The organism is Rhizobium sp. YTUHZ045 (genome assembly GCF_051124255.1).
Classification (GTDB): Bacteria; Pseudomonadota; Alphaproteobacteria; order Rhizobiales; family Rhizobiaceae; genus Rhizobium.
In genome coordinates this window covers 2,524,168-2,547,830 of record NZ_CP101432.1, presented here as the reverse complement: position 1 = coordinate 2,547,830, position 23,663 = coordinate 2,524,168, and the positions used below count along the sequence as shown (strand labels likewise).

General features: G+C 59.9%; 24 protein-coding genes. 11 read left to right on the top strand and 13 right to left on the bottom strand.

Going from position 1 to position 23,663, the window contains the following annotated elements; translation table 11 throughout:
* Window positions 1-11 precede the first annotated feature (11 nt).
* Both NMA58_RS12925 and NMA58_RS12920 read right to left on the bottom strand, forming a co-directional pair.
* Window positions 12-1,016: a sugar-binding transcriptional regulator gene (locus tag NMA58_RS12925; RefSeq protein ID WP_430958383.1), complete on the bottom strand. Its 1,005-nt coding sequence runs from the start codon at window positions 1,014-1,016 to the stop codon at window positions 12-14.
* Between the two features lie 90 nt (window positions 1,017-1,106).
* A complete protein-coding gene (locus NMA58_RS12920; protein WP_430958384.1) occupies window positions 1,107-2,141 on the bottom strand; it encodes a sn-glycerol-3-phosphate import ATP-binding protein UgpC in 1,035 nt (344 codons plus the stop codon).
* A 152-nt stretch (window positions 2,142-2,293) separates the two neighbouring features.
* On the opposite strand from NMA58_RS12920, the gene NMA58_RS12915 reads away from it, so the two are divergent.
* The 6 genes from NMA58_RS12915 to NMA58_RS12890 all read left to right on the top strand — a co-directional run bounded on the left by NMA58_RS12915 (window position 2,294) and on the right by NMA58_RS12890 (window position 8,822).
* Window positions 2,294-3,652, top strand: coding sequence for an extracellular solute-binding protein (locus NMA58_RS12915; protein ID WP_434710406.1), 1,359 nt, complete (start codon window positions 2,294-2,296; stop codon window positions 3,650-3,652).
* Between the two features lie 13 nt (window positions 3,653-3,665).
* A complete protein-coding gene (locus NMA58_RS12910; RefSeq protein ID WP_434713417.1) occupies window positions 3,666-4,631 on the top strand; it encodes an ABC transporter permease subunit in 966 nt (321 codons plus the stop codon).
* Between the two features lie 2 nt (window positions 4,632-4,633).
* A complete protein-coding gene (locus tag NMA58_RS12905; RefSeq protein WP_097598029.1) occupies window positions 4,634-5,554 on the top strand; it encodes an ABC transporter permease subunit in 921 nt (306 codons plus the stop codon).
* 28 nt (window positions 5,555-5,582) lie between these two features.
* The gene (locus NMA58_RS12900; RefSeq protein WP_430958386.1) at window positions 5,583-6,311 is read left to right on the top strand and encodes a glycerophosphodiester phosphodiesterase family protein; all 729 of its coding nucleotides are present in this window, start codon (window positions 5,583-5,585) and stop codon (window positions 6,309-6,311) included.
* Between the two features lie 3 nt (window positions 6,312-6,314).
* Window positions 6,315-7,031, top strand: a complete 717-nt coding sequence (locus NMA58_RS12895) for an HAD-IA family hydrolase (protein ID WP_434710403.1) — start codon at window positions 6,315-6,317, stop codon at window positions 7,029-7,031.
* A 159-nt stretch (window positions 7,032-7,190) separates the two neighbouring features.
* Entirely contained in the window at window positions 7,191-8,822 is a 1,632-nt protein-coding gene (locus NMA58_RS12890; protein WP_434710401.1) for an FGGY-family carbohydrate kinase, read from the top strand.
* 26 nt (window positions 8,823-8,848) lie between these two features.
* Here NMA58_RS12890 and NMA58_RS12885 read toward each other — a convergent pair whose 3' ends face one another.
* Window positions 8,849-9,307, bottom strand: a complete 459-nt coding sequence (locus NMA58_RS12885) for a hypothetical protein (protein ID WP_434710399.1) — start codon at window positions 9,305-9,307, stop codon at window positions 8,849-8,851.
* A 172-nt stretch (window positions 9,308-9,479) separates the two neighbouring features.
* Between NMA58_RS12885 and NMA58_RS12880 the strand changes: the two genes are divergently transcribed.
* The 4 genes from NMA58_RS12880 to NMA58_RS12865 all read left to right on the top strand — a co-directional run bounded on the left by NMA58_RS12880 (window position 9,480) and on the right by NMA58_RS12865 (window position 13,903).
* Window positions 9,480-10,145, top strand: a complete 666-nt coding sequence (locus NMA58_RS12880) for a TetR/AcrR family transcriptional regulator (protein WP_176536237.1) — start codon at window positions 9,480-9,482, stop codon at window positions 10,143-10,145.
* Window positions 10,146-10,195: 50 nt separating this feature from the next.
* Entirely contained in the window at window positions 10,196-11,215 is a 1,020-nt protein-coding gene (gene ilvC, locus NMA58_RS12875) for a ketol-acid reductoisomerase (protein ID WP_138393227.1), read from the top strand.
* 209 nt (window positions 11,216-11,424) lie between these two features.
* Complete coding sequence (locus NMA58_RS12870) at window positions 11,425-12,486, top strand: polysaccharide pyruvyl transferase family protein (protein ID WP_434710397.1); 1,062 nt, start codon at window positions 11,425-11,427, stop codon at window positions 12,484-12,486.
* A 115-nt stretch (window positions 12,487-12,601) separates the two neighbouring features.
* Window positions 12,602-13,903, top strand: coding sequence for a Coenzyme F420 hydrogenase/dehydrogenase, beta subunit C-terminal domain (locus NMA58_RS12865; protein WP_434710395.1), 1,302 nt, complete (start codon window positions 12,602-12,604; stop codon window positions 13,901-13,903).
* Here the strand turns inward: NMA58_RS12865 and NMA58_RS12860 are convergent.
* Genes NMA58_RS12860 through NMA58_RS12850 form a run of 3 tightly spaced genes read right to left on the bottom strand, consistent with a single transcriptional unit; the run spans window position 13,877 to window position 16,583 of the window.
* Window positions 13,877-14,851 (bottom strand): beta-xylosidase, encoded by a 975-nt coding sequence (locus NMA58_RS12860; protein ID WP_434710393.1) that lies wholly within the window; start codon window positions 14,849-14,851, stop codon window positions 13,877-13,879. The genes NMA58_RS12865 and NMA58_RS12860 overlap by 27 nt on opposite strands.
* Before the next feature lie 32 nt (window positions 14,852-14,883).
* Entirely contained in the window at window positions 14,884-15,483 is a 600-nt protein-coding gene (locus NMA58_RS12855) for a histidine phosphatase family protein (RefSeq protein ID WP_434710391.1), read from the bottom strand.
* Entirely contained in the window at window positions 15,480-16,583 is a 1,104-nt protein-coding gene (locus NMA58_RS12850) for an inositol-3-phosphate synthase (RefSeq protein ID WP_430958394.1), read from the bottom strand. Before NMA58_RS12850 ends, NMA58_RS12855 begins: the two co-directional genes overlap by 4 nt.
* Window positions 16,584-16,730: 147 nt before the next feature.
* Here NMA58_RS12850 and NMA58_RS12845 point away from each other — a divergent pair, with 147 nt between their 5' ends.
* Window positions 16,731-18,479, top strand: a complete 1,749-nt coding sequence (locus tag NMA58_RS12845; protein ID WP_434710389.1) for a hypothetical protein — start codon at window positions 16,731-16,733, stop codon at window positions 18,477-18,479.
* A gap of 29 nt (window positions 18,480-18,508) precedes the next feature.
* Here the strand turns inward: NMA58_RS12845 and NMA58_RS12840 are convergent, their stop codons facing one another.
* The 7 genes from NMA58_RS12840 to NMA58_RS12810 all read right to left on the bottom strand — a co-directional run bounded on the left by NMA58_RS12840 (window position 18,509) and on the right by NMA58_RS12810 (window position 23,496).
* Complete coding sequence (locus NMA58_RS12840; RefSeq protein WP_430958396.1) at window positions 18,509-19,252, bottom strand: TIGR04290 family methyltransferase; 744 nt, start codon at window positions 19,250-19,252, stop codon at window positions 18,509-18,511.
* Between the two features lie 425 nt (window positions 19,253-19,677).
* A complete protein-coding gene (locus NMA58_RS12835) occupies window positions 19,678-20,001 on the bottom strand; it encodes a hypothetical protein (RefSeq protein ID WP_434710387.1) in 324 nt (107 codons plus the stop codon).
* A 71-nt stretch (window positions 20,002-20,072) separates the two neighbouring features.
* On the bottom strand, window positions 20,073-21,644 hold the full coding sequence (locus tag NMA58_RS12830) for a PQQ-dependent sugar dehydrogenase (protein WP_434710385.1): 1,572 nt from the start codon (window positions 21,642-21,644) through the stop codon (window positions 20,073-20,075).
* Window positions 21,644-22,081: a DUF2231 domain-containing protein gene (locus NMA58_RS12825; RefSeq protein WP_085778681.1), complete on the bottom strand. Its 438-nt coding sequence runs from the start codon at window positions 22,079-22,081 to the stop codon at window positions 21,644-21,646. Before NMA58_RS12825 ends, NMA58_RS12830 begins: the two co-directional genes overlap by 1 nt.
* 267 nt (window positions 22,082-22,348) lie before the next feature.
* Window positions 22,349-22,936: a class I SAM-dependent methyltransferase gene (locus NMA58_RS12820; RefSeq protein ID WP_434710383.1), complete on the bottom strand. Its 588-nt coding sequence runs from the start codon at window positions 22,934-22,936 to the stop codon at window positions 22,349-22,351.
* Window positions 22,926-23,261: a type II toxin-antitoxin system RelE/ParE family toxin gene (locus NMA58_RS12815; protein WP_085778679.1), complete on the bottom strand. Its 336-nt coding sequence runs from the start codon at window positions 23,259-23,261 to the stop codon at window positions 22,926-22,928. The genes NMA58_RS12820 and NMA58_RS12815 overlap by 11 nt, the downstream gene beginning before the upstream one ends.
* Window positions 23,245-23,496 carry a ribbon-helix-helix domain-containing protein gene (locus NMA58_RS12810; RefSeq protein WP_183702550.1) on the bottom strand — a complete coding sequence of 84 codons (252 nt, stop codon included), beginning with the start codon at window positions 23,494-23,496 and terminating at the stop codon, window positions 23,245-23,247. The genes NMA58_RS12815 and NMA58_RS12810 overlap by 17 nt, the downstream gene beginning before the upstream one ends.
* Window positions 23,497-23,663 lie beyond the last annotated feature (167 nt).

Below are 23,663 nucleotides of genomic sequence, written 5' to 3'. Positions count from 1 at the left end.
CATGTTCGGCTCTACGAACTTCCGCTCGTCCTAAGCTCGCCAGCAAGCTGTTGTGCTTGCCGTGCCGTGTCTTCATCGCAAATCAACACGTTGCCGAGACCGGACAGCAGCACGGCCGCGATTGCCTGCGCCTTGTTCAGCCCGCCTGACGCGAAGACGACATTGGGAATGGCGCGCAGCGCTTCCAGCTCTGGAGCGATCGCGCACCTGTTTATCGCATGGTCGATCGGCTGCCCCTTCTTATCGACGAACTGGCCGAGCACGTCACCACAGGCACCGGCTGCGAGCAACTCCTCGATGTTGATGTTGCGTGGCAAGCCGTAGCGCATCAGCAGCGAACGCTCGGTCATGTCGCCGATGCTGAGCACGATGACGTCATTGGTCTCGATCTGTCGAAAGGCCGATTCAAAAACATCCTGCCGGATGATCGCCGTCCGCGATTCCGGGCTGCCGGCATAGATCGGTGCAGCAAGATAGGAGCATTCCGCATTGAGCTGGCGGGCAAGGTCGCTTGCAATGTCAAAGGTATTGATTTCGATGCCGTGCGTCAGCCCGCCCATGACCGAATTGACGCAGATGTCAGGCCGTCTGAGCGAGGGCATATGTCGCACCATTTCGCGGAGGGTCGCTCCCCACCCGACGCCAACGCCGCGGATATTGCCGGCGTTCAGCAACTGGACGAGATAATCGGCGGCCGCCTGGCCGAGCAGGACGGGAATGAGCTCCTCGTCCTCCGGTGTCGGTACGATGATCGCGCGATTGAGCGAGAATTCCGCCGCCAACTGCTGTTCCAGGGCGACGCAGGAGGTCAGCCGGGAATTGAGAGTGATCGTCACGAGGCCGGACCGGCGCGCCTCGGCGATGATCTTGTTGACGCGAAGCCTGTTGGTCGAAAGCGCTTCTGCGATTTCGCCCTGCGTGCGTGCCTCCATGTAATAGAGCCAGACCACGCGCACCTGCATCTGCTCGTCCGAGAGCGCTACGGGCGCGGAAGAAGCACTTCTGTTCTGTGACATGCGATAATCTGCGCCTCCGCTTCGACGCCATGGATCTCAAATCCCCGGAGCTTGTCAATCGCAGGGGCCCGTCGTCAGCCGCTTCACCTGTCAGTCGGTTCTCCGGCCGGTCGACTTGTTGAAGGGATGCAAAGCTTCCATGCCTACATGACACGAAATGCGGTCGTTTTCCCGCAGATGTCGATCAGTAGGCACGCTCGCGACGATGCGCTTCCGGCTTTCGTCGATGCGCAGATGCACGTTGTTCTCATCGCCGACGGTTTCGATCAATTCGACATGGGCATCGAACCGGAGATCATGCGCCGATCCGGCGCCGAGGTGGATCGAACCGGGTCTGATGCCGACGAGATCCGTGTCTCTCGGAAGCGCGAGGTCGCTGGGGCCGAGTTCATCCAGTTCGATCAGGTTCATCGGCGGAGAACCGATGAAGCCGGCAACGAAGACGGTTTCGGGCCGGCGATACACCTCGATCGGTGTCCCGATCTGCTCGATTCGGCCGCCGTTCATGACGACAAGCCTGTCGGCGAGCGTCATCGCCTCGAGCTGGTCGTGCGTCACATAGAGACTGGTCGTCTTGAGCTGCCGCTGCAACCTCCGAATTTCGACGCGCATTTGCACGCGAAGCTTCGCATCCAGATTGGACAAGGGTTCGTCGAAGAGGAAGGCGGCAGGATCGCGGACGATAGCGCGGCCCATGGCGACGCGTTGGCGCTGTCCGCCTGAGAGCTGACGGGGGCGTCGCTCGAGAAATTCGCCGATTTCCAGAATGTCGGCGGCGTCAGCGATCCGCCGGTCGATCTCGTGGCGAGGAACGCGGCGGTTCTTGAGTCCGTATTCGAGATTCTGCCGAACGGTCATGTGAGGATAGAGCGCGTAGTTCTGGAAGACCATCGCGATGTTGCGGTCGGCCGGATCGACCTGGCCAACGTCGTTGCCTGATATCCTGAGGTGCCCGGAGCTTATGGCTTCGAGGCCCGCAATCATCCGCAGCAAGGTCGATTTTCCGCATCCTGATGGGCCGACCAGCACAATCATTTCGCCGTCCGCGACAGTCAGATTGATGCCTTTCACTGCGGGAACCGGTCCGTAGTTCTTCTTCAGGTCGATCAGTTCGATAGCCGCCATGGTAGCCTTCCTCCGAGGTCGTCATACATTTGTAACACGCTATTGACATTTGTAACAAGTGACCCCAACCTTGTTTTATCGCCGCTCTGGGAGGGGTTGACCGGCGCTCCACGCACCGGTCGGCGAACAAAGGCAATGGAGAGGAAAACGAAATGACGGCAATGTCTTTGATAGGATCCCGTTTCGGACGGACAATCCGGTCATTCGCGGCGGGCGCTGCACTGGTGGGGCTCGGGCTGACGAATGCAGGCCACGCCAGCGCCGCCGATCGCGTCAAGATCGAATGGTGGAATGCGGCAGGCGGCCGCTTGGCCGAAATCACCACCCAGCTGATTAAGGACTTCAACGCCTCGCAGGACAAATACGAGGTTGTCGGCATCGGCAAAGGCAATTACGAGGAGACCATGGCGGCGATGGTGGCCGCCTACCGCGTCCATCAGCAGCCGGTGCTGATCCAGGCCGCCGAGCGCGGGTTCCTCACCATGTACAATTCCGGCGCCATCATTCCGGTGCCGCAGCTGATGGAGAAGGAAGGCTACAAGGTCGACTGGAATGATTTCGTCGCGCCAGTCGCGGGCTTCTATCTGGTCGACGGCAAGCCGGCGGCGATGCCCTTCAACAGCTCAACGCCGATCTTCTGGTACAATGCCGATCACTTCAAGGCAGCCGGCTTCGACAAGCCGGGCGAGACCTGGCAGGAGCTCGACAAGCAACTGCGCGCTATCAAGGAGAAAGGTGTCTCGAAGTGCCAGATGGCGCTTGCGAACGACTTCTACTGGAGCCTGATCGAGAACTATGCGGCGATCCAGGACCAGCCTTACGGCACCAAGGCGAATGGCTTCGGCGGCCTCGACACCGAATTCATCTTCAACAAGAGCCCATTGGTGGTCGGTCAGGTGACACGCCTCAAGACGTGGATGGACGCCGGCATCCTGCAGATCGCCGGGCAGGGGCTCTCGCCAGACCAGCTGTTCACCTCCGGGACCTGCTCAACCTATGTGGCCTCCACCGCGGCCCATGCCGCCGTCGAGAGCGGCGCGAAATTCAACTGGAGCGCAACGTTCCTGCCGCATGAGGAAGGCATCGAGCCGAAAAACAGCACCATTGGCGGCGGGGCCCTCTGGGTTCTCAAAGGCAAGTCGGAAGAAGAATATGCCGGCGCGGCGGCCTTCCTGAACTTCGTCGCCTCACCGAAGACGCAGGTCTGGTGGAGCAAGCAGACAGGCTATGTCCCGGTGACGAACACAGCCTATGAGCAGGCCAAGTCCGAGGGCTACTTCAAGGACCACCCGACCCGCGAGATCGCCATTCTCCAGCTCACGCGCGGTACCCCGACAGACAATTCGCGCGGCTTCCGCTTCGGCAATCATAACCAGTCGATGGCGCTTCTGGTGGAAGAGATCCAGGGTGTCTGGACCGGCCAGAAGACCCCGCAACAGGCGCTGGATGCGGCGGCGGCGCGCGGAAACCAGATCCTTCGCCAGTATGAGCAGCTTCATGCAGCAAAGTAGAACCTTGGGAAAGATGGAAGGCGCCGCCCGGCGCCTTCGCATCCCCGATCTTCTGTCGACGGGCCGCTCGGTCGCGCAGCCGTCGGAAGGCGGATTGAAGTCCGCCCACTTCAACAAGCCGTGGCTTGCCTTCGGCCTGGTTGCGCCGCAGCTGCTGATCCTGCTGTTCTTCTTTTTCATTCCCTCTTACAAGGCGCTGTCGCTGGCCTTCGTTCAGGTCGATCCCTTCGGCGGCACCGAGATTTTCGTCGGACTGACAAATTTCTACAATCTCTTCGCCAGCCCGGAATATCGCGGCAGCGCGCTGTTCACGCTCTGGTTCACCGTTGCACAGAACTGCGCGACGCTTCTGCTTGCCGGTCTCTTTGCTTTCGCGACCGATTTCGTGATCAGAGGCAGGGGGATCTACAAGAGCATCATCCTGCTTCCCTATGCGATCGCGCCTGTCATATCGGGCGTGATCTGGGCCTTCCTGTTCAATCCGGCGGTTGGGCCGATCGCGCAGCTTCTGCACGGGTTCGGCTTCGAATGGGATCCGAACCGGCGGCCTTTCGATGCGCAGCTGCTGGTGACCATCGCTTCTGTCTGGAAGAATGTCTGCTACGACTACATCTTTCTCGTCGCCGCATTGCTTGCCGTGCCTGTCTCGCTTCTGGAAGCGGCAAAGCTCGACGGCGCAAGACCCGTCCGGCGCTTCTTCACGATTTCACTTCCGCTGATCTCGCCGACGATCTTCTTCCTCGTGGTGATGAACTTCGTCTACGGCCTGTTTGAAACCTTCGGCATTATCGACGCGGTCACCCGCGGCGGCCCGGCCGGGGCGACGAACAGCCTGGTCTACAAGGTGTATCAGGATGGTTTCGTGCAGCTAGACCTCGGCTCGTCGGCCGCGCAATCCGTGCTTTTGATGCTGATCGCCATCCTCTTCACCATCGTTCAATTCCGCGCGCTCGAGCGCAAGGTCAATTACCAGGTGTAGCCATGCCCGAACGCCATCTCGGTCTTTCGATCTTCTGCCACGCCATATTGCTGATCGGCGCGGTTTTTGTCTGCCTGCCGCTCTACTTCGCCTTCGTCGCCGGCTCGCTGACCTTGCAGGAGGTTCAGCAGGCGCCGTTCCCGGTGGTGCCGGGCTCGCATTTCTTCGAAAACCTGGCCGCCGCCTGGCAACAGGGCGAGTTCTCCCAACTGTTCCTGAATTCGATCATCGTCACCGCCGGCATCGTCGTCGGCAAGCTGGCGATCTCGCTGATCGCCGCGTTCGGCGTCACCTATTTCCGCTTCCCGTTCCGCATGACGGCGTTCTGGCTGATCTTCGTGTCGCTGATGCTTCCGGTCGAGGTCCGCATCATTCCGACCTATGAAGCGGTCGCAGATGCGGCCGGGCCGATCCGCTGGCTGGCTGGCACGATCGGCCTGTCCGGTATCGTCGAAAACCTGACCGGATACAGCATCGAAGCCTCGTTGAAATGGAACATGGTCAACAGCTATGCTGGCCTGATCCTGCCGCTGATCGCCTCCGCCTCGGCGACCTTCCTGTTCCGGCAGTTTTTCCTGACCGTTCCCGACGAACTTTGCGAGGCGGCCAAGCTCGACGGCGCCGGCCCTCTGAAGTTCTTCAAGGATATCCTGCTGCCGCTGTCGAGCGCCAATATCGCTGCGCTATCGATCATCCTGTTTCTCTATGGCTGGAACCAGTATTTGTGGCCGCTGCTCTTCACCACCGACAAGGAGATGGGAACGGCCGTCCTCGGGCTGAAGCAGCTCGTCCCGGTCTCCGACTCCGCGCCCGCCTGGAACATTGCGATGAGCGCTGCGCTGCTCGTCATGCTGCCGCCGGCGGCTGTCATTCTCTTCATGCAACGCTGGTTCACAAAGGGACTGGTGGACTCCGGAAAGTAACACGCGACATCTCAAGGATATTCAGACGATGGTGCATATCATCGGCCACCGTGGCGGCCGCAATCTCTGGCCCGAGAACAGTCTCTCGGGCTTCCGCAAACTCGCGCAGATGCCTGTCGACGGCGTGGAGTTCGACATCCACCTGACGCGTTCGGGCGAAATGCTCGTCATTCACGACCCGACGCTGGAGCGCACAACGGATGCGCGCGGGCCGGTCGCCGATCTCGGCTCGGGAAAACATCGTGAAATCAGCCTCAAGGACAGTGACGGGGAAGCGATCCCCACCCTGGAAGAGGTCCTCGCCGTCTTCAAGAATGCGCCCCTCGAGCTTCACATCGAACTGAAGACCCACGCCGATGGGACGCCTTACGAGGGGCTCGCCGCCAAGGCATTCGCCGCCGTCGAGCGGCTTGGTCTTATGGAGCGCTCGATCCTGACGAGTTTTCATCCCGACGTGCTCGCAGATATTCGCAAGGTCGCCCCTGGTATTCGCACCTTGTCGTCCTTCGACGCCAAGTCTGCCGAGCGTCTCGGCCTTGCGAGCGGCCTCAGCCTGATGATGCAATATTCGGATATCATCGCCGTCGAAAAGTCGCTGCTTCAGGCGAAGTGGGAGGAGATCACCAGGCTCGTGCCGCTCGACCGGCTCGGGGCCTGGGTTCCGAACGAAATGAGCGATCTCGAATATTGGCTTGCCAAACCGATCAGACAGATAACCACGGACCGTCCGGACCTCGCCTTGCAGGCGCGGGGGTGAGGCATGCTCAATAGCCGCATCGATTATCCCGGCATGTCAGGCACCATGGACAGCGTCGATCTCGTGATCTTCGATTGCGACGGCGTGCTGATCGACAGCGAACCGATTGCCAGCCGTACCCTGGCGGAAACGCTCCAAGGCGCAGGCATTGCGATCACCGCAGCGCAGGCTCATGTCAAGTTCACCGGCAATTCGGAAAGCATCATCGCCGAGATGTGCCGGCACGAATACGGGATCATCGATATCGCTACGTTGTTCGAAAAGTGGCATCTTCATCTATTCGAGGAATTCGCGCGCTCGCTGACGCCCATTGCCGGCATTGCCGAGGTCGTCAACAGTCTCGACCGCCCTAAATGCGTCGCATCGAACAGCACGATGCGGCGGCTGCGCAACAGCTTGGGCAAACTCGATCTCTGGAGCGCCTTCGGGGAAGGCGTCTTCAGCGCCGAATTCGTCTCCCGGCCGAAGCCGGCGCCCGATCTGCTGCTGCATTGTGCCGAGCGTTTCCGGGCCCGGCCGGCCAGATGCATCATGATCGACGACAGCGTTCATGGTGTGGCAGCAGCAATCGCCGCAGGCATGACGGCCATCGGATTCGTCGATCCGGCCGATCCGAGGCCGGGCCGCCTCGCTGTGCTTGATGCCGCCGGAGCCGCCGCCGTTGCGACTGGGGCGGGGGAGCTCCCCGCCATTCTGGAAAAAGTCGGAGGGAGGCTGTGATGGCGCCCGGGCGGAGGGCGCGCTCAGCGCCAGCCTCCTTGCCATGTCGCCGTGACCGCGTAATGTCCTTGGAGGCGGGGATTTTTCCAGACAACAGACATTGAAAATCGACTGCAGCTGCTAATCAACCCGATCCTTGCCGATCCGAAACGAGAGATCATGAGCGACACATCTCATACCGCAGAAGCCGGCGCCAAATATGTCATCGGCGTCGATGTCGGCACCGGCAGCGCCCGGGCCGGCCTGTTCGATATGGCCGGCAGCATGCTTGCCTCCGCCAAGCGGAATATCAGCCTGTTTCATGAAGCCGGTTCCATCGTCGAACAATCGAGCAGCGAAATCTGGAGCGCCGTTTGCGCGGCTGTGCGAGAGGCCGTCGCCGCAGCCGGCGTCGATCCGGCTTCAGTGGTCGGGCTCGGTTTCGACGCCACCTGCTCGCTCGTCGTCCTCGGCGAAGGCGGCAAGCCGCTTCCCGTCGGGCCTTCGGAAGATCCGGAACGCGATATTATCGTCTGGATGGACCATCGCGCCGTCCCGCAGGCGGAGCGCATCAACGCCTTCGGGCATGACGTGCTGCGTTATGTCGGCGGCCGCATCTCGCCCGAGATGGAGACGCCCAAGCTTCTCTGGCTCAGGGAAAACCGCCCCCAGGTATTCGATGCCGCCTGGCAATTCTTCGATCTTGCGGATTTCCTCACCTGGCGAGCGACCGGCGACCTCTCGCGCTCGACCTGCACGATCACCTGCAAATGGACCTATCTCGCTCATGAGAAGCGGTGGGACAGCGGTTATTTCCATCAGATCGGTCTAGGCGTGCTGGCGGAGGAAGGGTTTGCCCGCATCGGCAAAGTCATTGTCGAGCCCGGTTCGGCGCTCGGCCAGGGGCTGAGTGCGGCTGCGGCGGAGGAACTCGGGCTGACGCCCGGAACTGCCGTGGCAGCCGGGCTGATCGATGCTCATGCGGGCGGTGTCGGAACCGTCGGCGCCGATCCGCGAGCCAACCTTGCCTATGTCTTCGGGACCTCTTCCTGCACGATGACATCGACGACAGAACCGTCTTTCGTGCCCGGTGTCTGGGGGCCCTATTATTCGGCGATGGTGCCTGGCCTCTGGCTGAACGAGGGAGGCCAGAGCGCCGCCGGTGCGGCGATCGACCATCTCCTCTCCTTCCATCCCGCGGCCAGCGAGGCGAGGGAGCTTTCGAGGAGCGCCGGCGTTGCGCTGCCGGTCCTGCTTGCCGACATGGCCACCCACAAGGCGGGCCGTTCTTCCGACGCCGTCAGGCTGGCGGCCGGGCTGCATGTCGTTCCCGAATTTCTCGGCAACCGCGCGCCCTTTGCCGATCCGCATGCCCGGGCTGTTATCGCCGGTCTCGGCATGGAGCGGGATCTCGAAGGCCTGGTCTCGCTCTACGTCGCGGGGCTTTGCGGCATCGGCTACGGCCTCAGGCAGATAATCGAAACACAGGCCGAGGCGGGCGTCACCGTCGACAACATCGTCATCAGCGGCGGCGCCGGCCAGCACGATTTCGTCCGCCAAGTGCTCGCCGATGCGAGTGGCAAGCCAGTGGTTGCGACGAAGGCCGAGGAGCCGGTATTGCTGGGAGCGGCCATTCTCGGCGCTGTCGCCGGCCGGCAATTTGCCGATGTTGGCGAGGCAATGAGCGAACTCACCAAGGTGGAAAAGCGTTTTCAGCCGTCAGAGGGCAAGATTTCAGATCTTCACCGCAAGCGTTACGAAGCGTTCAAGGAGCTTCAGACTTTGGCGCGCAAGCTTCGCAGCGATGGCTGACAGCGCTGCGCGACATATGCCGCGGACTAGTTATTGATGGCGATGATCGCCCAATGGCTTTCCTCGCAGGCGTTGTCGTCGCAGACTGCACCCATCCAGACCGCGCCATTTGCAAGCATGACTCCTTCGCTGCTGACGAAGAGATCCTCATATTGCTGGCGCCCGACAGCGCGACGGGTCTCCGGCATCACCAGATCGTCGAAATTCTCGATGAAATCCTCGGCGTTTTCGACATCATAGGTTTCGCCATCTGCCTTTACGCTGAGGGGATATTCGGCAAGGCCTGCGATGGTCTCGGCATCGCCGGTGCGCATCGCCTGGACGAGCTGGCGCAGCGGCCGGTCGAAGTCGGCGGCATCGCCGTGCAATTCCTCGATGCGGTTATAGACTTCACTATCCGACTGGGCGGCGGCGCGACCGGTGAGGGGCGTCGTCGCCAGGAGCATCGCCCCGGCTAGGAGAAGGGCAGCAGGTAGACGCGACATAGAAGGCTCCAGGCAAATGACATTATGCAGCATTATGGAATCTCAATCCGGTGTCCGCCTATCCAATTCTGGTGCGCCACCAGCCTTTCCCGTATAAAAATCTGCCGGGCCTGCTTGACGGCCTGATCGGATTGCCGCATAAAGGTTGCGAACCGTACCGTACGGTACGTATATGGGAGCCGTGACCGTGTCCGTCGATATTGCTGAGCCGAGCGAATTTTCGTCGCGCCAGAACGCCGTTCTGGAGCAGGCGCTGCGGCTGCTCGTTGATGGCGGCGAGAAGGCGCTGACGACCTCCGGTGTTGCGCGCGCCGCCAATTGCTCGAAGGAAAGCCTCTACAAGTGGTTCGGCGATCGCGACGGCTTATTGTCGGCGATGATCGCCTATCAGGCGAGCAAGGTGCGCACCTTCGAGCGCAATGGCGAACGGCTTACGGCGACGAGCCTGCACGACCATGTCGTCATCTTCGCCCGCGACCTGCTGGAAGTGCTTGCCGGCGACGTCTCGCTGGCGCTGAACCGGCTGGCGATCGGCCAATCCCACCGCGACGGCTCGAAGCTCGGCAAGCTCCTGCTCGAACGCGGCCGCCGCCAGATTGACCGGCGCGCCATGGCGCTGATCGATGCCGGCAAGAGGGCAGGGCTCCTGCGTTTTGCCGATGCCGACGAAGCCTATCACACGCTTTACGGCCTTGTTGTTTCCGACCTGCATGTGCGCATGCTGCTCGGCGAACCGGGCCTCAAGGATACCGCACGCCAGGCGGAGAGGGCGGTGACCGCCTTCCTCCGGCTTTACGGCACGGAGAAGGTTCTGGCGGAGATGCCGGCTCTCGGCTGATTTCGCCTTAATGACAGTCAACAGGACAAGCACAAGGGAAGGAACTTCAAATGCGCGTCTATTACGATCGTGATGCCGATCTCAACCTCATCAAGGCCAAGAAGGTCGCCGTCATCGGCTACGGCTCGCAGGGCCGCGCCCATGCGCTGAACCTGAAGGACAGCGGCGCCCAGAACGTCGCCATCGCGCTCAAAGCCGGTTCGCCCACCGTCAAGAAGGCCGAGGCCGATGGCTTCAAGGTCATGACCGTCGCCGAAGCCGCCGGATGGGCCGACCTGATGATGATGGCGACGCCGGACGAACTCCAGGCCGACATCTACAAGTCGGACATCGCTCCGAACATCCGCGACGGCGCTGCCATCGCTTTCGCCCACGGTCTCAACGTTCACTTCGGCCTGATCGAGCCGAAGGCTTCCGTCGACGTCGTCATGATCGCCCCGAAGGGCCCGGGCCACACGGTTCGCGGCGAATACCAAAAGGGCGGCGGCGTTCCCTGCCTCGTTGCCGTTCATCAGAACGCCTCCGGCAACGCCCTTGAACTCGCTCTCTCCTACGCCTGCGGCGTTGGCGGCGGCCGTTCCGGCATCATCGAAACCAATTTCCGCGAAGAATGCGAAACCGACCTTTTCGGCGAACAGGTCGTTCTCTGCGGCGGTCTCGTCGAGCTCATCCGCGCCGGTTTCGAAACGCTGGTTGAGGCTGGCTATGCGCCTGAAATGGCCTATTTCGAGTGCCTGCACGAAGTGAAGCTGATCGTCGACTTGATCTATGAAGGCGGCATCGCCAACATGAACTACTCGATCTCCAACACGGCCGAGTGGGGCGAATACGTCACCGGCCCGCGCATCATCACCGAAGAAACCAAGGCTGAGATGAAGCGCGTGCTCAAGGACATCCAGACCGGCAAGTTCACCTCAGAATGGATGCAGGAATACCGGTCGGGTGCGGCCCGCTTCAAGGGTATCCGCCGCAACAACGACAGCCATCAGATCGAGGAAGTCGGCGCCAAGCTGCGCGGCATGATGCCCTGGATCGGCAAGAACAAGCTGGTCGACAAATCGGTCAACTAAGCTGTTTCAGCGAAGCAAAACGGAAAGGCCGGAGTAAAAGCTCCAGCCTCCAGACTGCAGATAACCCCCGCCTGAGCTGGGGGTTATCTGATCCATTGCGACATACTGAAGAAAGCTGCTCCCGAACCAAGCGGCGAGCTGCGGTTTGTTGGGAACGGAACTGGAGTTGGTCGGTTAGTGGAATCTATTCGATCTGCTTCAGGGACCAGATGACTAAGGCCGGAATTCTTACCTTTCATCGCTGCATAAATTATGGCTCCTATTGGCAGGCACGCTGTCTGGCCGAGGGCCTCGCGTCCATGGGAGTAGAAGCCGTTCTTCTGGAACACATGTCTGATCGCGTGAACCGCGCGGAATGGCAATGCGCGCTGCAACCGCTGCTTCCTGCCGCAACGCCGAAGGAAGACTACCCGCTCTACAAAGCGAAGATCCGGAAATTCTTTCAATCGTTTGCCAGCTTGCCTCTTTCATCGCCTTTTCCCTTGGAGAACCCAGCCGCGATGGACGACTATTCGCTCATCGTCGTCGGCAGCGACGAGGTGTGGAACCTTCGCCATCCCTGGTATGGCGGGTATCCGGTGTTTTATGGAGAAGGCCTGCGATGCGGGCGTCTTGTCTCCTATGCCGCGACGTTTGGAAGTCTGACATCGTCGGAGCGACTGGAGGGGTGGGCGGAAAAGCTGCGAAAGTTCTCTCATATTTCTGTCCGGGACCTCCATTCGGAGCGGATCATCCGCGATACATTGGGAATAGAGCCCGAACTCGTTCTCGACCCCTGCCTGCAATTTCCGCAGACGATGAAGGCGAGCCGGGATGACGGGGAGGCGGCACCCTATATAGCCGTCTACGGCCACAGTTTTCCCACATGGTTTCAGGATGCAGTGCGCCGGTGGGCAGGAGACCGGGACTATCCGCTCGTCAGCATCGGCTATCGGAACGATTGGGCCGATGAGCAATGGATTGACGCCGGCCCGGAGGACTTCGCCAGCTTTATTTCCGAAGCAAAGGCTGTCGTGACGAACTTCTTTCATGGATGCGTGTTCTCGCTTGTCAACGAGAAGCCGTTTGCATGCGTCCTCTCCGATTACCGTTCCAACAAGATTCGCGATCTAACGCGGCTCGTCCGAGCTGAAGATCATGTTCTGACCGAAGATACGACTTCCACGCATCTGGATGGCATCCTCGGCAATCCCCTTCCTATGGGCATTTCGCAGCGGATATCTTCGCTGCGCGACACATCCAACGCCTATCTCAGCCATGCCTTGCAATAGCTCCGGTCAAAAGAATCGGCTCGCGCCAGGCATGGCTCCCAAGGATATTGCAGGCTCCGGCTGCTGCATCGGCTGCGGCTCCTGTGTCGCAAGGTCAGCGCGACCTGATGTTCACATGGAACTCGACCGGTACGGGCAGATGAAGCCGGCAGGCCCGAAGACGTGGTTGCAGGCCCGTGATGAAGATTTTGCGCGAATTTGCCCGTTTTCACCGGTGGCCCGGGACGAGGATGAATTGGCGGCCGAATGTTTTGCCGGTGCGAAAAACCGAGACCCTCTGCTGGGTCGTTACGAGGCTGCCTTTGTCGGCCATGTCGAGGAAGGGGAATACCGTTCGAACGGCAGCTCCGGCGGAATGGTCACCTGGGTGGCAGCGGAATTGCTGCGCCTGGGGCTTGTCGACGGTGTTGCTCACGTCAAGGAGAGCGATGATCCGCAATCGGAACGGCGCCTGTTTCATTATTCGCTGTCACGTGATCTGCAGGAACTTCAGGCGGGCGCTAAATCTCGATATTATCCAGTCGAGCTTTCCGGAGTACTTCAGTCCATTCGCGAGGCGCCGGGCCGGTATGCCGTGGTTGGGATTCCTTGTTTCATCAAGGCGGTGCGACTGGCCTGTGCCGATGACCCAGTATTGAAGGAGCGAATTGCCTTCACGCTTGGGCTGTTTTGCGGCCACATGAAAAGCGCGCGAATGGCCGAGAGCTTCGCATGGCAGATGGGGCAGGACATCGGGAAGGTTAAACGGCTCGACTACAGGAAGAAAACCCAGGATCGGCCTGCGAATTGGTATCGGGCTGAGCTGACACTCGAAAACGGCGAGACGTGCGCCCAGGACTGGTGGCATCTGGTCGATGGGGACTGGGGTGCGGGTTTCTTTCAGAACTCCGCCTGCAATTTCTGCGACGACGTCGTGGCAGAAACGGCCGACATCGCTTTCGGGGATGCCTGGAAGGAGCCCTACTCCTCTGATGGAAGAGGAACCAACGTGGTGATCGTCCGCTCAACAGCACTTCTAGATGTGATCCATGCGGGGATTGCTGAGAAGAGGATCACACTGTCTTACGTCGATTCCGACTTTGTCGTAGCCACCCAGGCCGCCGGATTCCGCCAGCGTCGCGAGGGTCTCGCATTCCGGCTGACCTGGCCTCGTTTGAGCATGCGCCCGCGAAAACGCGTCCGTCCCGGCAGACATGGCTTGTCCCGACAGCGCATGGCGGTTTACATCATGCGCTGTTGGATCAGCTTCTGGAGTCATCGCGTCTTTTCGATCGCCGTTTTTTTGCAAAGGCCCAGACTTTACATTCTGTGGGCTCGTGCTGCCTTGGCATGCTATCAGGGGGTAGCCTATTCCCGAGGACCGATCGGCAGGATAGCCCGGAGCCTGGGTTTAGCCGGCTCCGAGGGACGCACGTGATTCAAGCCCCAGCAGTCGGGCTCCTGACTTGGCAACGCGCGACACATATCCGCTATCTCTGCGTGGTGCGTAACGTTCGACCATTTCTTCGCAGAAGCCGGCGAATTCTTCGGGCACCAGGGGCGCACTGGTATGGTGCGGCGCGATACCTCTATGCTCCGGCGTGAAGCAGAACGTCACCGTTACGTCGAAATCTTCGAGGGCCTGCATCTGCCGGTCGAACCAATCGAGGGCGTTGGGCCGGAATCGGTCCGCCCAGGAAAGTCCGGTGCGCACAGATTTCACGCCTAACCGTCTCATCCAGGCAGCAGCCTGATCCAGCCGCGGGTCTTCGAAGTGGAACCATTGCACCAGCCCTAAATCAGGCGTGTGTTTGGCAAACTCCTCAAGCGCCGGTTTGGGCGTTCCGTCTTCGCGCAGAATGCCCATATAGTAGTGCCGATAGTAGGAGGAGCCTTCGGCTTCGCGATGACGCGTTGTTGCCTCCCATGATCGAGGGAGGTCGTAGAGGCTGTACCATTGGCAGCGCTCGACTTTGCCCTTGAGCAACTCGGCAGTTCGTTGCAGGCCCCACAATTGCACTTCCTCCGCGCCGAAGGTCGAGACGCCCACTTCGCTGACCCAGATCGGCAGATCGGTGACAGCGCGTATTTCGTTGATTTTCTCCGGCCACTCATGAATTTGCCAGAGATTCCAGTCGAGCGGGAAACCATGCAGCGCGACGGCATCGAGGTGATCGAGCACGCCGTAATTCTTCATGCGGCTGATGAAGAAGGGGTCGATTGGAGATATTCCGCCGAGCACCTTCGTCAGTTCTGGATTCTTGGCTGCGATGGCATCGGCCGCCAGGATTGCCATTTGCGCAAACAGGCTCCATTCAGGATCGATCTCAGGATCCCAGTGCGATTTGTTGTTCGGCTCGTTCCAGATCATTGCAGCTTCGATCATTTGACTTCCCCGGGCAGGATTTAACGAACGGGTTATAAGGTCACTTCGTTGAGCGTCATCACTTTTGCACCCCAGTCGCCGATCGCAACCGTCGTGACGGAGGCGGGCGCAATATCAAATCTCGGCCAAGCATCGATTGGCAGTCCCAGGACATGACTGACAGCCGCCTTGATGACATCGGCATGAGACACCAGCGCTAAGCGCCTATCGTTGCCGCGACGGGCCAATGTCTCTATGAGCCCGAAAATCCGAGTTTGGACGTCCAGCATCGTCTCGCCTCCTGGCGTGCGGACGAGGCTGCGTGTGGTATTCCATCGGCGCCAAAGGGGATCATCATTGAGAACTTCGAAGGTTTTTCCGGACCAGTTGCCGAAATTCACTTCGTCCAAAGCATCGTCTGTTTGCGGCAGAGACAGGCCACAGGCTGATGCGATACCTACTGCAGTCTCCCGTGTTCGTTCGCGCGGGCTGGTGTAGATCTCATTGATGTCCTCTCGGCGTAGCCTCTCCCCGAGACGCTGAACTTGCGAGCGTCCGGATTCGCCAAGCGAAATACCGGCTGCACGGCCCGCCAGAAAATTCCCGACATTGTCATGCGCGGCGTGACGCACCAGGAAGAAGGTTGCCGTCATTCCGCAGCTCCGCGCAGAACATCCTCCTGGTCATCGATGAAATTCTGCGTTCGGCGGCGGGCCTCGTAATCGGTGAACTGCTGCGGCGGCGATTTCATGAAATAGCTCGACGGCCCTGTCAGAGCTCCGCCCAGGCCTCGGTCGAGGGCGAGTTTCGCGCAGCGTATTGCATCGATGACAACGCCGGCTGAATTGGGCGAGTCCCACACTTCAAGCTTGAGCTCCGCATTGAGCGGCACGCCCCCGAAAGTGGTGCCCTCGAGCCTGATATAAGCCCATTTACGATCGGTGAGCCAAGGGACGTGGTCACTTGGTCCGACATGTACATCGTCGGCAGGAAGCGGAATATCCAATTGGCTGGTGACCGACTGGGTCTTGGAGATTTTCTTCGATTCCAGCCGCTCGCGCTCCAGCATATTGAGAAAATCGGTGTTTCCGCCGAAATTGAGCTGGTAGGTCCGATCCACACGGACGCCCCGTTCGCGGAAGAGATTGACGAGCATTCTGTGGACGATCGTTGCCCCCACCTGGCTCTTGATATCGTCGCCGATGATTGGCAGCTTCCGGGCTGCGAACTTCTGCTGCCATTCCGGTTTGGAGGCTATGAAGACCGGAATGCAATTGATAAAAGCGCAACCTGCCGCCAGCGCCTGTTCGGCATACCACTTGGTTGCTTCTTCCGAGCCAACGGGAAGATAGGAAACTAGCACCTCCGTCCCGGTTTGCCTGAGGATTTCCGCCACGTCCGCCGGCGGCTCCGCCGATTCCTCGATCCGATCCTGGAGATACTTCCCTATCCCATCCATCGTCCTGCCGCGTTTCACCTCGACGCCAAGCGGAGCGACGTCTGCGAAACGTTGCGTGTTGTTTGGTTCGGCGTATATCGCCTCCGCGACATCGCGCCCTACTTTTGAAGCGGCGACGTCGAAGGCCGCAGATATCTCAATATCGTGCACATGATATCCGCCGAGATCAATGTGCATGAGACCTGGAACCGGCTCGTTTTCCCGGGCGTTATCATAGTAGGTAAGTCCTTGAACCAATGACGAGGCGCAATTGCCAACTCCCACCAATCCAACGCGAATGGATTTCGAACGCATGGTTCCCTCCAAGGGCTGCTTGCTGAGGCATCTACAAAGCTAACAAGCGGGAACTGCGCCGGTTCCCGACCTTCCCGTTTTTTTCGATCGCGTCTGACGATGATCTAACCAGCTCGGGCAGGCATTGCTGCAAGGAAGGAGGACCGGATGCTGGTCTATGGCGATGTCGAGCACATCGAGAACGCAGCGGCAGTACGCGCATCGATTTCAAGAATGATGATGGCGAGCATCGAAATGCAGCCGAGCCGGCAGCGCCACGAAACCCTGGTTCGAGCATTCATCCTGACTGGAGAACTGGTTCAGGGACTGGCCGATCAGGAATTCGGGAGAAAAAGCGCGGACGATATCTCCGAGCTTCAGGATGCAGGCGCGAAATTTCTGCGCATGCAGGCACGGGAGATCATGCGATCGTGGCGAAACGGATTTTCCGGCAGTTTGTCCTTTCCAGAGGATTGGACAACTAAACTCGAATCTCTCGCCAGCGCCGATCCGGTGCGAATGAAGCGCGCAGAGGGCTACGCCTTTTATGCTTTGTATCCCGAGAGCTATATCGAGGCGGCTTCGATCTCAAACTTGACGTCTAAAACAGTCGTCATCGGGATCCGAAGCATCGGGACCGGACTCGCGGCTCTTGTTTCTGCAGCCTTGGATGCCGAGCCGGCCTATTCGCTGCGCCCGACTGGCCACCCCTTCGAGCGGTACGTGCGCGTCACACCGGCTCTTTCCAAGCGGATTCTCGCCGACCATGGCACCGATTTTGCCATCGTCGATGAGGGGCCGGGGCTATCGGGGAGCTCGTTCGGCTGCGTCGCTGACTGGTTGCAGGAGAACGGCGTGGCGTCTGATCGGCTTCATTTTTTCCCGAGCCACACGGGTGAACTAGGCCCGCATGCAAGCGAGCCGCATCGGACCCGTTGGCGGGATCGGCCACGCCATGTCGTCAGCTTCGACGAGCTGACCCTCAAGACCCAAGATCCAAAACATCGTCTGCAGACATGGGCGGCCGATATTGTCGGCGTTGCGCGTTCGTCCTGGCGGGACCTCTCCGGTGGCGCATGGCGCGCGGTTCGGTATCGCGATCCTTCACATTGGCCGCCGAGCTATATGCAGATGGAAAAACGCAAATTCCTGATGGAAGCCGAAGGAGGGGCGTGGCTTGTCAAGTTTGCCGGGCTTGGCGGGAGCGACTCGGACAAGGCCAGAAGAGGCTCCTTGCTGAGCGAAGCCGGTTTTATTCCGAAGATTGCTGGGACCTGTTACGGATTTGTCATCGACGAATGGCTGGATGGAACGCCCCTCGACCATAGTGGTGCAAGCAGGCGCGACATCGCGGATCACCTCGGACGTTATCTCGGTTTTCGTGCCCGTCACCTCCCGGCGCAAAACGGCGGCGCGTCGATCCAGAAACTGTGTGAGATGGCGATTTTCAATATTGCGGAAGCGGCAGGATCGGATACGGCAGAAAAATTGGGGTGCCTGATAAGCACGCCCGAGCGGCTAGCCGGACGATTGCGACGGGTCGATACGGACAACCGGCTTCACCCATGGGAATGGCTGACGACCACCAGCGGGCGCATCGTGAAGACGGATGCGCTCGATCACAACGCGGCCCACGATCTGATCGGGTGCCAGGACATTGCCTGGGACGTCGTGGGCGCCTGCGTGGAATTCGAACTCTCGAGTAAGGAGCGTTATCGTCTTGCCGATCTCGTCGCTCAGGAAGCGGACTGCGATTTGCGCGATGATGTGCTCAAGCTTTTCGAGGCATGTTATCTCGGTTTCCAGATAGGTTTGTGGTCGCAGGCGAGGGCGAGCGTCGATGACGCCGAGAGGGAGCGGATTGAAAGCACTATCAAACGCTACCTGGACCGCCTGCCGCAGTTGATCGGAGCCTGACTGCGGAAGCGGTCTGGATCCGAAGTTTTTCAGCAAAGTGACGGAGGCGGTTCCGCCATCGGGTGGCGGCTTCCATGTTCCACCAGATAAACTTCCCGTTCCGGATTGGCACGAATGACAAACCCGGCGCTTCTCAGCATCGCTTCGACCGCCGCCTTGTTCGGAATGAACCAATTTGTGGGGTCGCCAGCGTAACGTTCTTCCAAGAAATACACTTTGGGAAAGCCGCGCTGCTCAAATACTGTCGTGTTGAAGAAGTCGTAATTTTCGCTGAGTGCCGCGACTTCCTCTTCCCCCCGCTGCATGCATTGAAACAGCATCTGGCCGCCAACGACATGCTCATGCAGAAGGTCGAGTGCCAGCAGCGGATGCCGCAGGTGATAAAGGACACCCATGAAAAGGACCAGGTCAAATCTCTCCTTCAGTTTTTCCACCTCGTACACCGACATCAGCTTGAACTCGATATCCTCACCTGTCTGTCTGGCTACGAACTCGGCTTGCCTGAGATAATGCGGGTCGGAGTCGATTCCGACGACCCGTCCGGCATTTCTTCTTTTCATTTCAAGTGAATAGAATCCGGCGTTGCAGCCGATGTCGAGAACGCTGCACCCCCGGAGATCTTCAGGCACAACCTGCTGAAAGTGGGCCCATTTGAAGGACGGGTAGTCACCAAGAAAATGATCAGGCGCGGTCTGTACGCCGCTAATTCGCAGGTTGTGAAACCATGGTCTCAGGGCTGCGATGTCCCTTTCCAGTCGAGCCTTCTCGTTCATTCCGTACTCCGATCCGCAGCGTCAATCATTGCTTCGACCGCGCCGCCGAGACGTGTGTCCGGTTACGTTTGAATTTTCTGATCGCCGACCGTATCTGCTCGACGGACCGGGGGCCGATCCCCGCGAGCTTGAGGAGTTCGGCATTCTTCAAATCTGCCAATTGGCTCATTCGGTGAATTCCGCTTCTGGCGAGCGAACGGGCGATCCATCCAGGGAGACAGGTGGTCAATAAGGGATCTTCGGTATCTCCCCCTCCAGTCTTCGTCCGCTTTTGAGATACCTGCGGCATGTTCAGCTTGGGCCGGCTTCGTCAGATGTGGTCGAACCCTCTTGATGGTTTTCGGTTCCCGCTGAAGAAGAAAAACCCGCCAATTGTGTGCGAGATGGTCCTTCTCGGCCTACACACAGATCTCTGGACGGTGAATTTAGTCATCAGAATTGTGCGACGGATTGGTGTTGGGCGGCATATCTCCCGGACGGATGATGCGCGAATTACCGGTGTCGGGCGCCGGTTCCACCATTTCGGTGTCGCCGATGGGAGGAGGCCTGAGTTCGCCGTTGCAATCATCCAGTTTCTTGGAGAGATCTTGATGGTCATCCGCTGAATCGCGATCCTGGTTTGACTGTGACGGGGCGACGCATTTGTCAGGCGGCGCCTGTGCGTTCGCCTGGAGCGATAGGGGGAGGATCGCCAAGGCGAGCGATAGCGCGCTTAGGAGTCGTTTGAACTTCCGGGATGTGGTCGGCATGCCAAACCTCCGTTGGCGTTTATCCGGATGTCGTTTCAGTCCTTCTTCCGAATTGGGCCTTCACCAAGTCCTTAGGGGCCGGCCGCAGGGGCAATCTGCATCTGCACAGGCTGAAACTTGTCCGGCGGTCCGGAAAGTGGTTTCTGGCCCGTCAAGCGCTCGTCGGACGAGGCTCGATGTCCCTGGGTTTGGGTGGTGGAATTCGTCGTTTCCGTTCCGATGCCGGGGTTCGAATCGAAAGTCCGCGCCGTGTTCGAATTCGTCGAGCTTTGCGGATTCCCGGAAAGCTGGTCAGTGCCAATTGGCTGCGGCGTAACTTTGCCGTCGGATGAAGCGACGCGCCAAACGGTATTGCCGGCATCATCGGCAACAAGCAACGCTCCCGTCCCATCGATCCCCACTCCGACCGGTCGCCCTTTTGCCTGATCGCCCTGGATAAAGCCTGTGACGACGTCCTGCGCCTTGCCAGATGGCTTGCCATTCTGGAACGGTACGAAGACAACTTTGTAACCATTGAAGCTATTCCGGTTCCAGCTGCCGTGCTCGCCGATGAAGGCGCCGTTGGCGTATGCGGCTGGAAGCGCGGAATTCATCGAGAAGGTCAATCCGAGCGCGGCAACATGGCTGGACAGGGCGTAGTCCGGTCGGATTGCCTTTTCGACCATGTCGGTTCGTGGCGGATGAACGCGAGCGTCGACGTGGTTGCCGTAGTAGCTCCAAGGCCAGCCGTAGAAGCCGCCGTCCTCCACAGAGGTCATATAGTCGGGAACGAGGTTTGGGCCGAGCTCGTCACGCTCATTGACGACAACCCAGAGCGCACCCGTTTCGGGGTTGAAGGCAAGGCCGTTGGGGTTGCGCAGACCGGAGGCGAAAACGCGGGCCGCGCCGGTCTGCCGGTCGACCTGCCAGACCGCTGCACGACCTTTTTCTGCTTCGAGCCCGTTCTCAACGATATTGGAATTCGATCCGACCGAGACATAGAGCGTCCGGCCGTCGGGGCTGAGGGCCAGATCCTTTGTCCAATGATGATTAATCGGGCCGCCGGGAAGCGGCGTCAGGATTTTCGGCTGCGCGGCGACCTCGTTCCGTCCGAGTTCGTAAGGGTAGGCCAGGATGGCGCTCGTCGTGGCGACGTAAAGCGTATTGTCTATCCAGGCAAGGCCGAAGGGAGAATCGAGCTTCTTCAGCAGGTCATGGCGTTCATCGACGGTGCCGTCGCGATTGGTGTCACGCAGCAGGGTAATGATATTGCTCTCTTTCTGTTCACCGCTGCCACCGTGGGCGATCGACATGATCCAGCCGCGGATGAGATCCTTCGGCCGCGAGGTCGGTTCGCCGGTCGGGCCGCGGGACTGGACGACGAGCACGTCGCCGTTTGGCAGGGTATGGACCGTGCGTGGATTGGCAAGGCCCTTCGCATAGGCACTGATCTTCAAGCCGTCGGGAACGGCAGGAGTCTCTCCTTCCTTCCAGCCGACCACTTCCGCGACTTTGAGATCAGATATCAGGGAGGAAGATGGCTCAGGCAGAACCGGATCCGGGCCGATCTGCTGCGACAGATCGAATTCGGCCTCCCGCGCCGACGTACCGAATCCGAGGAAAAGCGACAGAACCGAGGTGGCGAGAATGAGGGATCTCATCATCATACCCTCCAGGCCAATCTGGCATATTTGCGGGCGGAAACAGCGGCTGCCACCAGGCAAAGCGCTGAAGTAACGGCCGAGAGCGCCAGTCCATAAGGCACGACGGCAGTCCATCCGTCGCCGGCATGGACAAGGCTGTTCAGGAAGGCAAGGGCGAGGATGATCAGGTAGAGAAGCACAGACGGGAAAGCCGACCGCAACGGACGGGTGCGGGGCCGCGCGAGGTCAATCAAACCAGCCAGGATCGCAATCACACCGAAGACGAGGCCGGCGCACAACAGCCAGGCGGAGAAGTTTTGCCACATGAGGTTGTTGCTCTGCCAGAAGGCGATATCGGTCGCGAGCGCAAGCGTGAAGCAGACGAAAGGGAACGGGACGAAGAGTGACTGTATCGGATAGGCGGCCGCGTCTCTATCGTCGGGTGAAAGTACAGCCATGGCATGCTCCGAGAGGCAAGTGCGCAGATATACGATTCAACCGTGGAGGCAGCGGATGGTTCCGTTGCAGCGGCACTGGCTTACGAACCGCCTCCTCGACCAATAGCGGCTGCTGCCTTTCGCGCGTACCGCCGGAGTGACAATGTAGGGAGGCAGTTAAATTCCGTCCGTCATTCCCGTGACATGCGCGGGAGGAGTACGATGTTGTCGCCTGAACGCGCGGCGGGCGCCAAGACTGCCGCCAAACACGGGGCGAAGCTCCGACCTTTATCGTTGCGCACTCACGATGAGCCAGCGGGTCGGCATGCCGTCATATCCGCCGCCATCGCTTTCCTCGACGGCGAGGTTGCGCCAGCCGCCTGCCGTCAGAAGCGCCGACAGCCAATTGGCGGATGGATAGTTGTAATAGCGCCCGAAGCCATCATGCCCTTCGGCTTCTCCCGACTTGAAGCTTGCGTGGAGGATGCCGCCGGTTCTGAGCGAGCGGTGAATGCGGGCGAAGACGTCGGCCAGGGTCGTTCTCGGGACATGAAGGAGGCTCGCTTCGGCCCAGATGCCGTCGAACGCGGCCTCGGCGTTGAGATCCTCAAAGAGCATGACCCTGACCTCCCTGCCGATTCGCGCCTCGGCTTGTGCCGCGAGTTCGGGTGAACCGTCGGTTGGCGTCACATCGAAGCCTTGAGAGAGCATGTAGGCACTGTCCTGTCCGCCGCCGCAGCCAAGTTCGAGGATCGCGGCCCCCGGCGCAAGTCGGGCAAGAAAAGTGTCGAGCTTCTGTTTCGGCAGGCTGCGCGCGCGATTGGCGTATATCGCTGCGTTATTGTCGTAGAAGGCGGAGGTGCTGTCATGGGGCATGGGGAGCGGCCGGTCCGGATCGTCGGTTGGATTGGAGATGCCTTTCGGCAAGCCGGTCGGCGCCGATGATGTCGATGACGAGGATGCCGTCGGGTATTTGCCGGTAGAAGGCGACATGACGCATGTGGAGGAGGCGGCGCAGGCCGGCGCCAAGTGCGTCGCACTCATCGCCCATGGAGGGCACCCGCGAGAGAAGTATTAAAATCCGATCCCAGTCAAGAAGATAGGCATCCGCCTGCGCCTCGCCGAAATGTAGATTGGCATATTCGTCGATGCCTGACAGTACGGCGTCGGCCGTTCGGGTCAGCCTATAGGTTGATGTCACGCAGCTTCACCTTCGTTTCCAACAAAATGTCGGGAATGCGCCGGTCGCTGATACCGCTCTCCTCGGCCTGCCTCAGGATCTCGCGCAGTTCGTCGTCCTCGAGCTTACGATGGTCCTGGTCCTTCGCGATCAGCTCCGCCAGGAATGCGTCGGCGCTGTCGTATCTGCCGCTTGCGACACGGCGCGAGATGTAATCCGCCAGATTATCCGGAAGCGAGATCGTCATTTTCGCCATTGAATTTCCTGCCGTCCGTGCGTGCCGGTTCAGCTGTCCCTGATGCCTGTTACGATTCCCCACCCCGTGATAGAAGCGTTGCCGCCCGCCGTCGAGCGCTTGGGTCACATGAGGGTCAGTCTTCTTTAATGATTGCATCGGCGTCGGCAAGTTCGAGAACTGTCGTC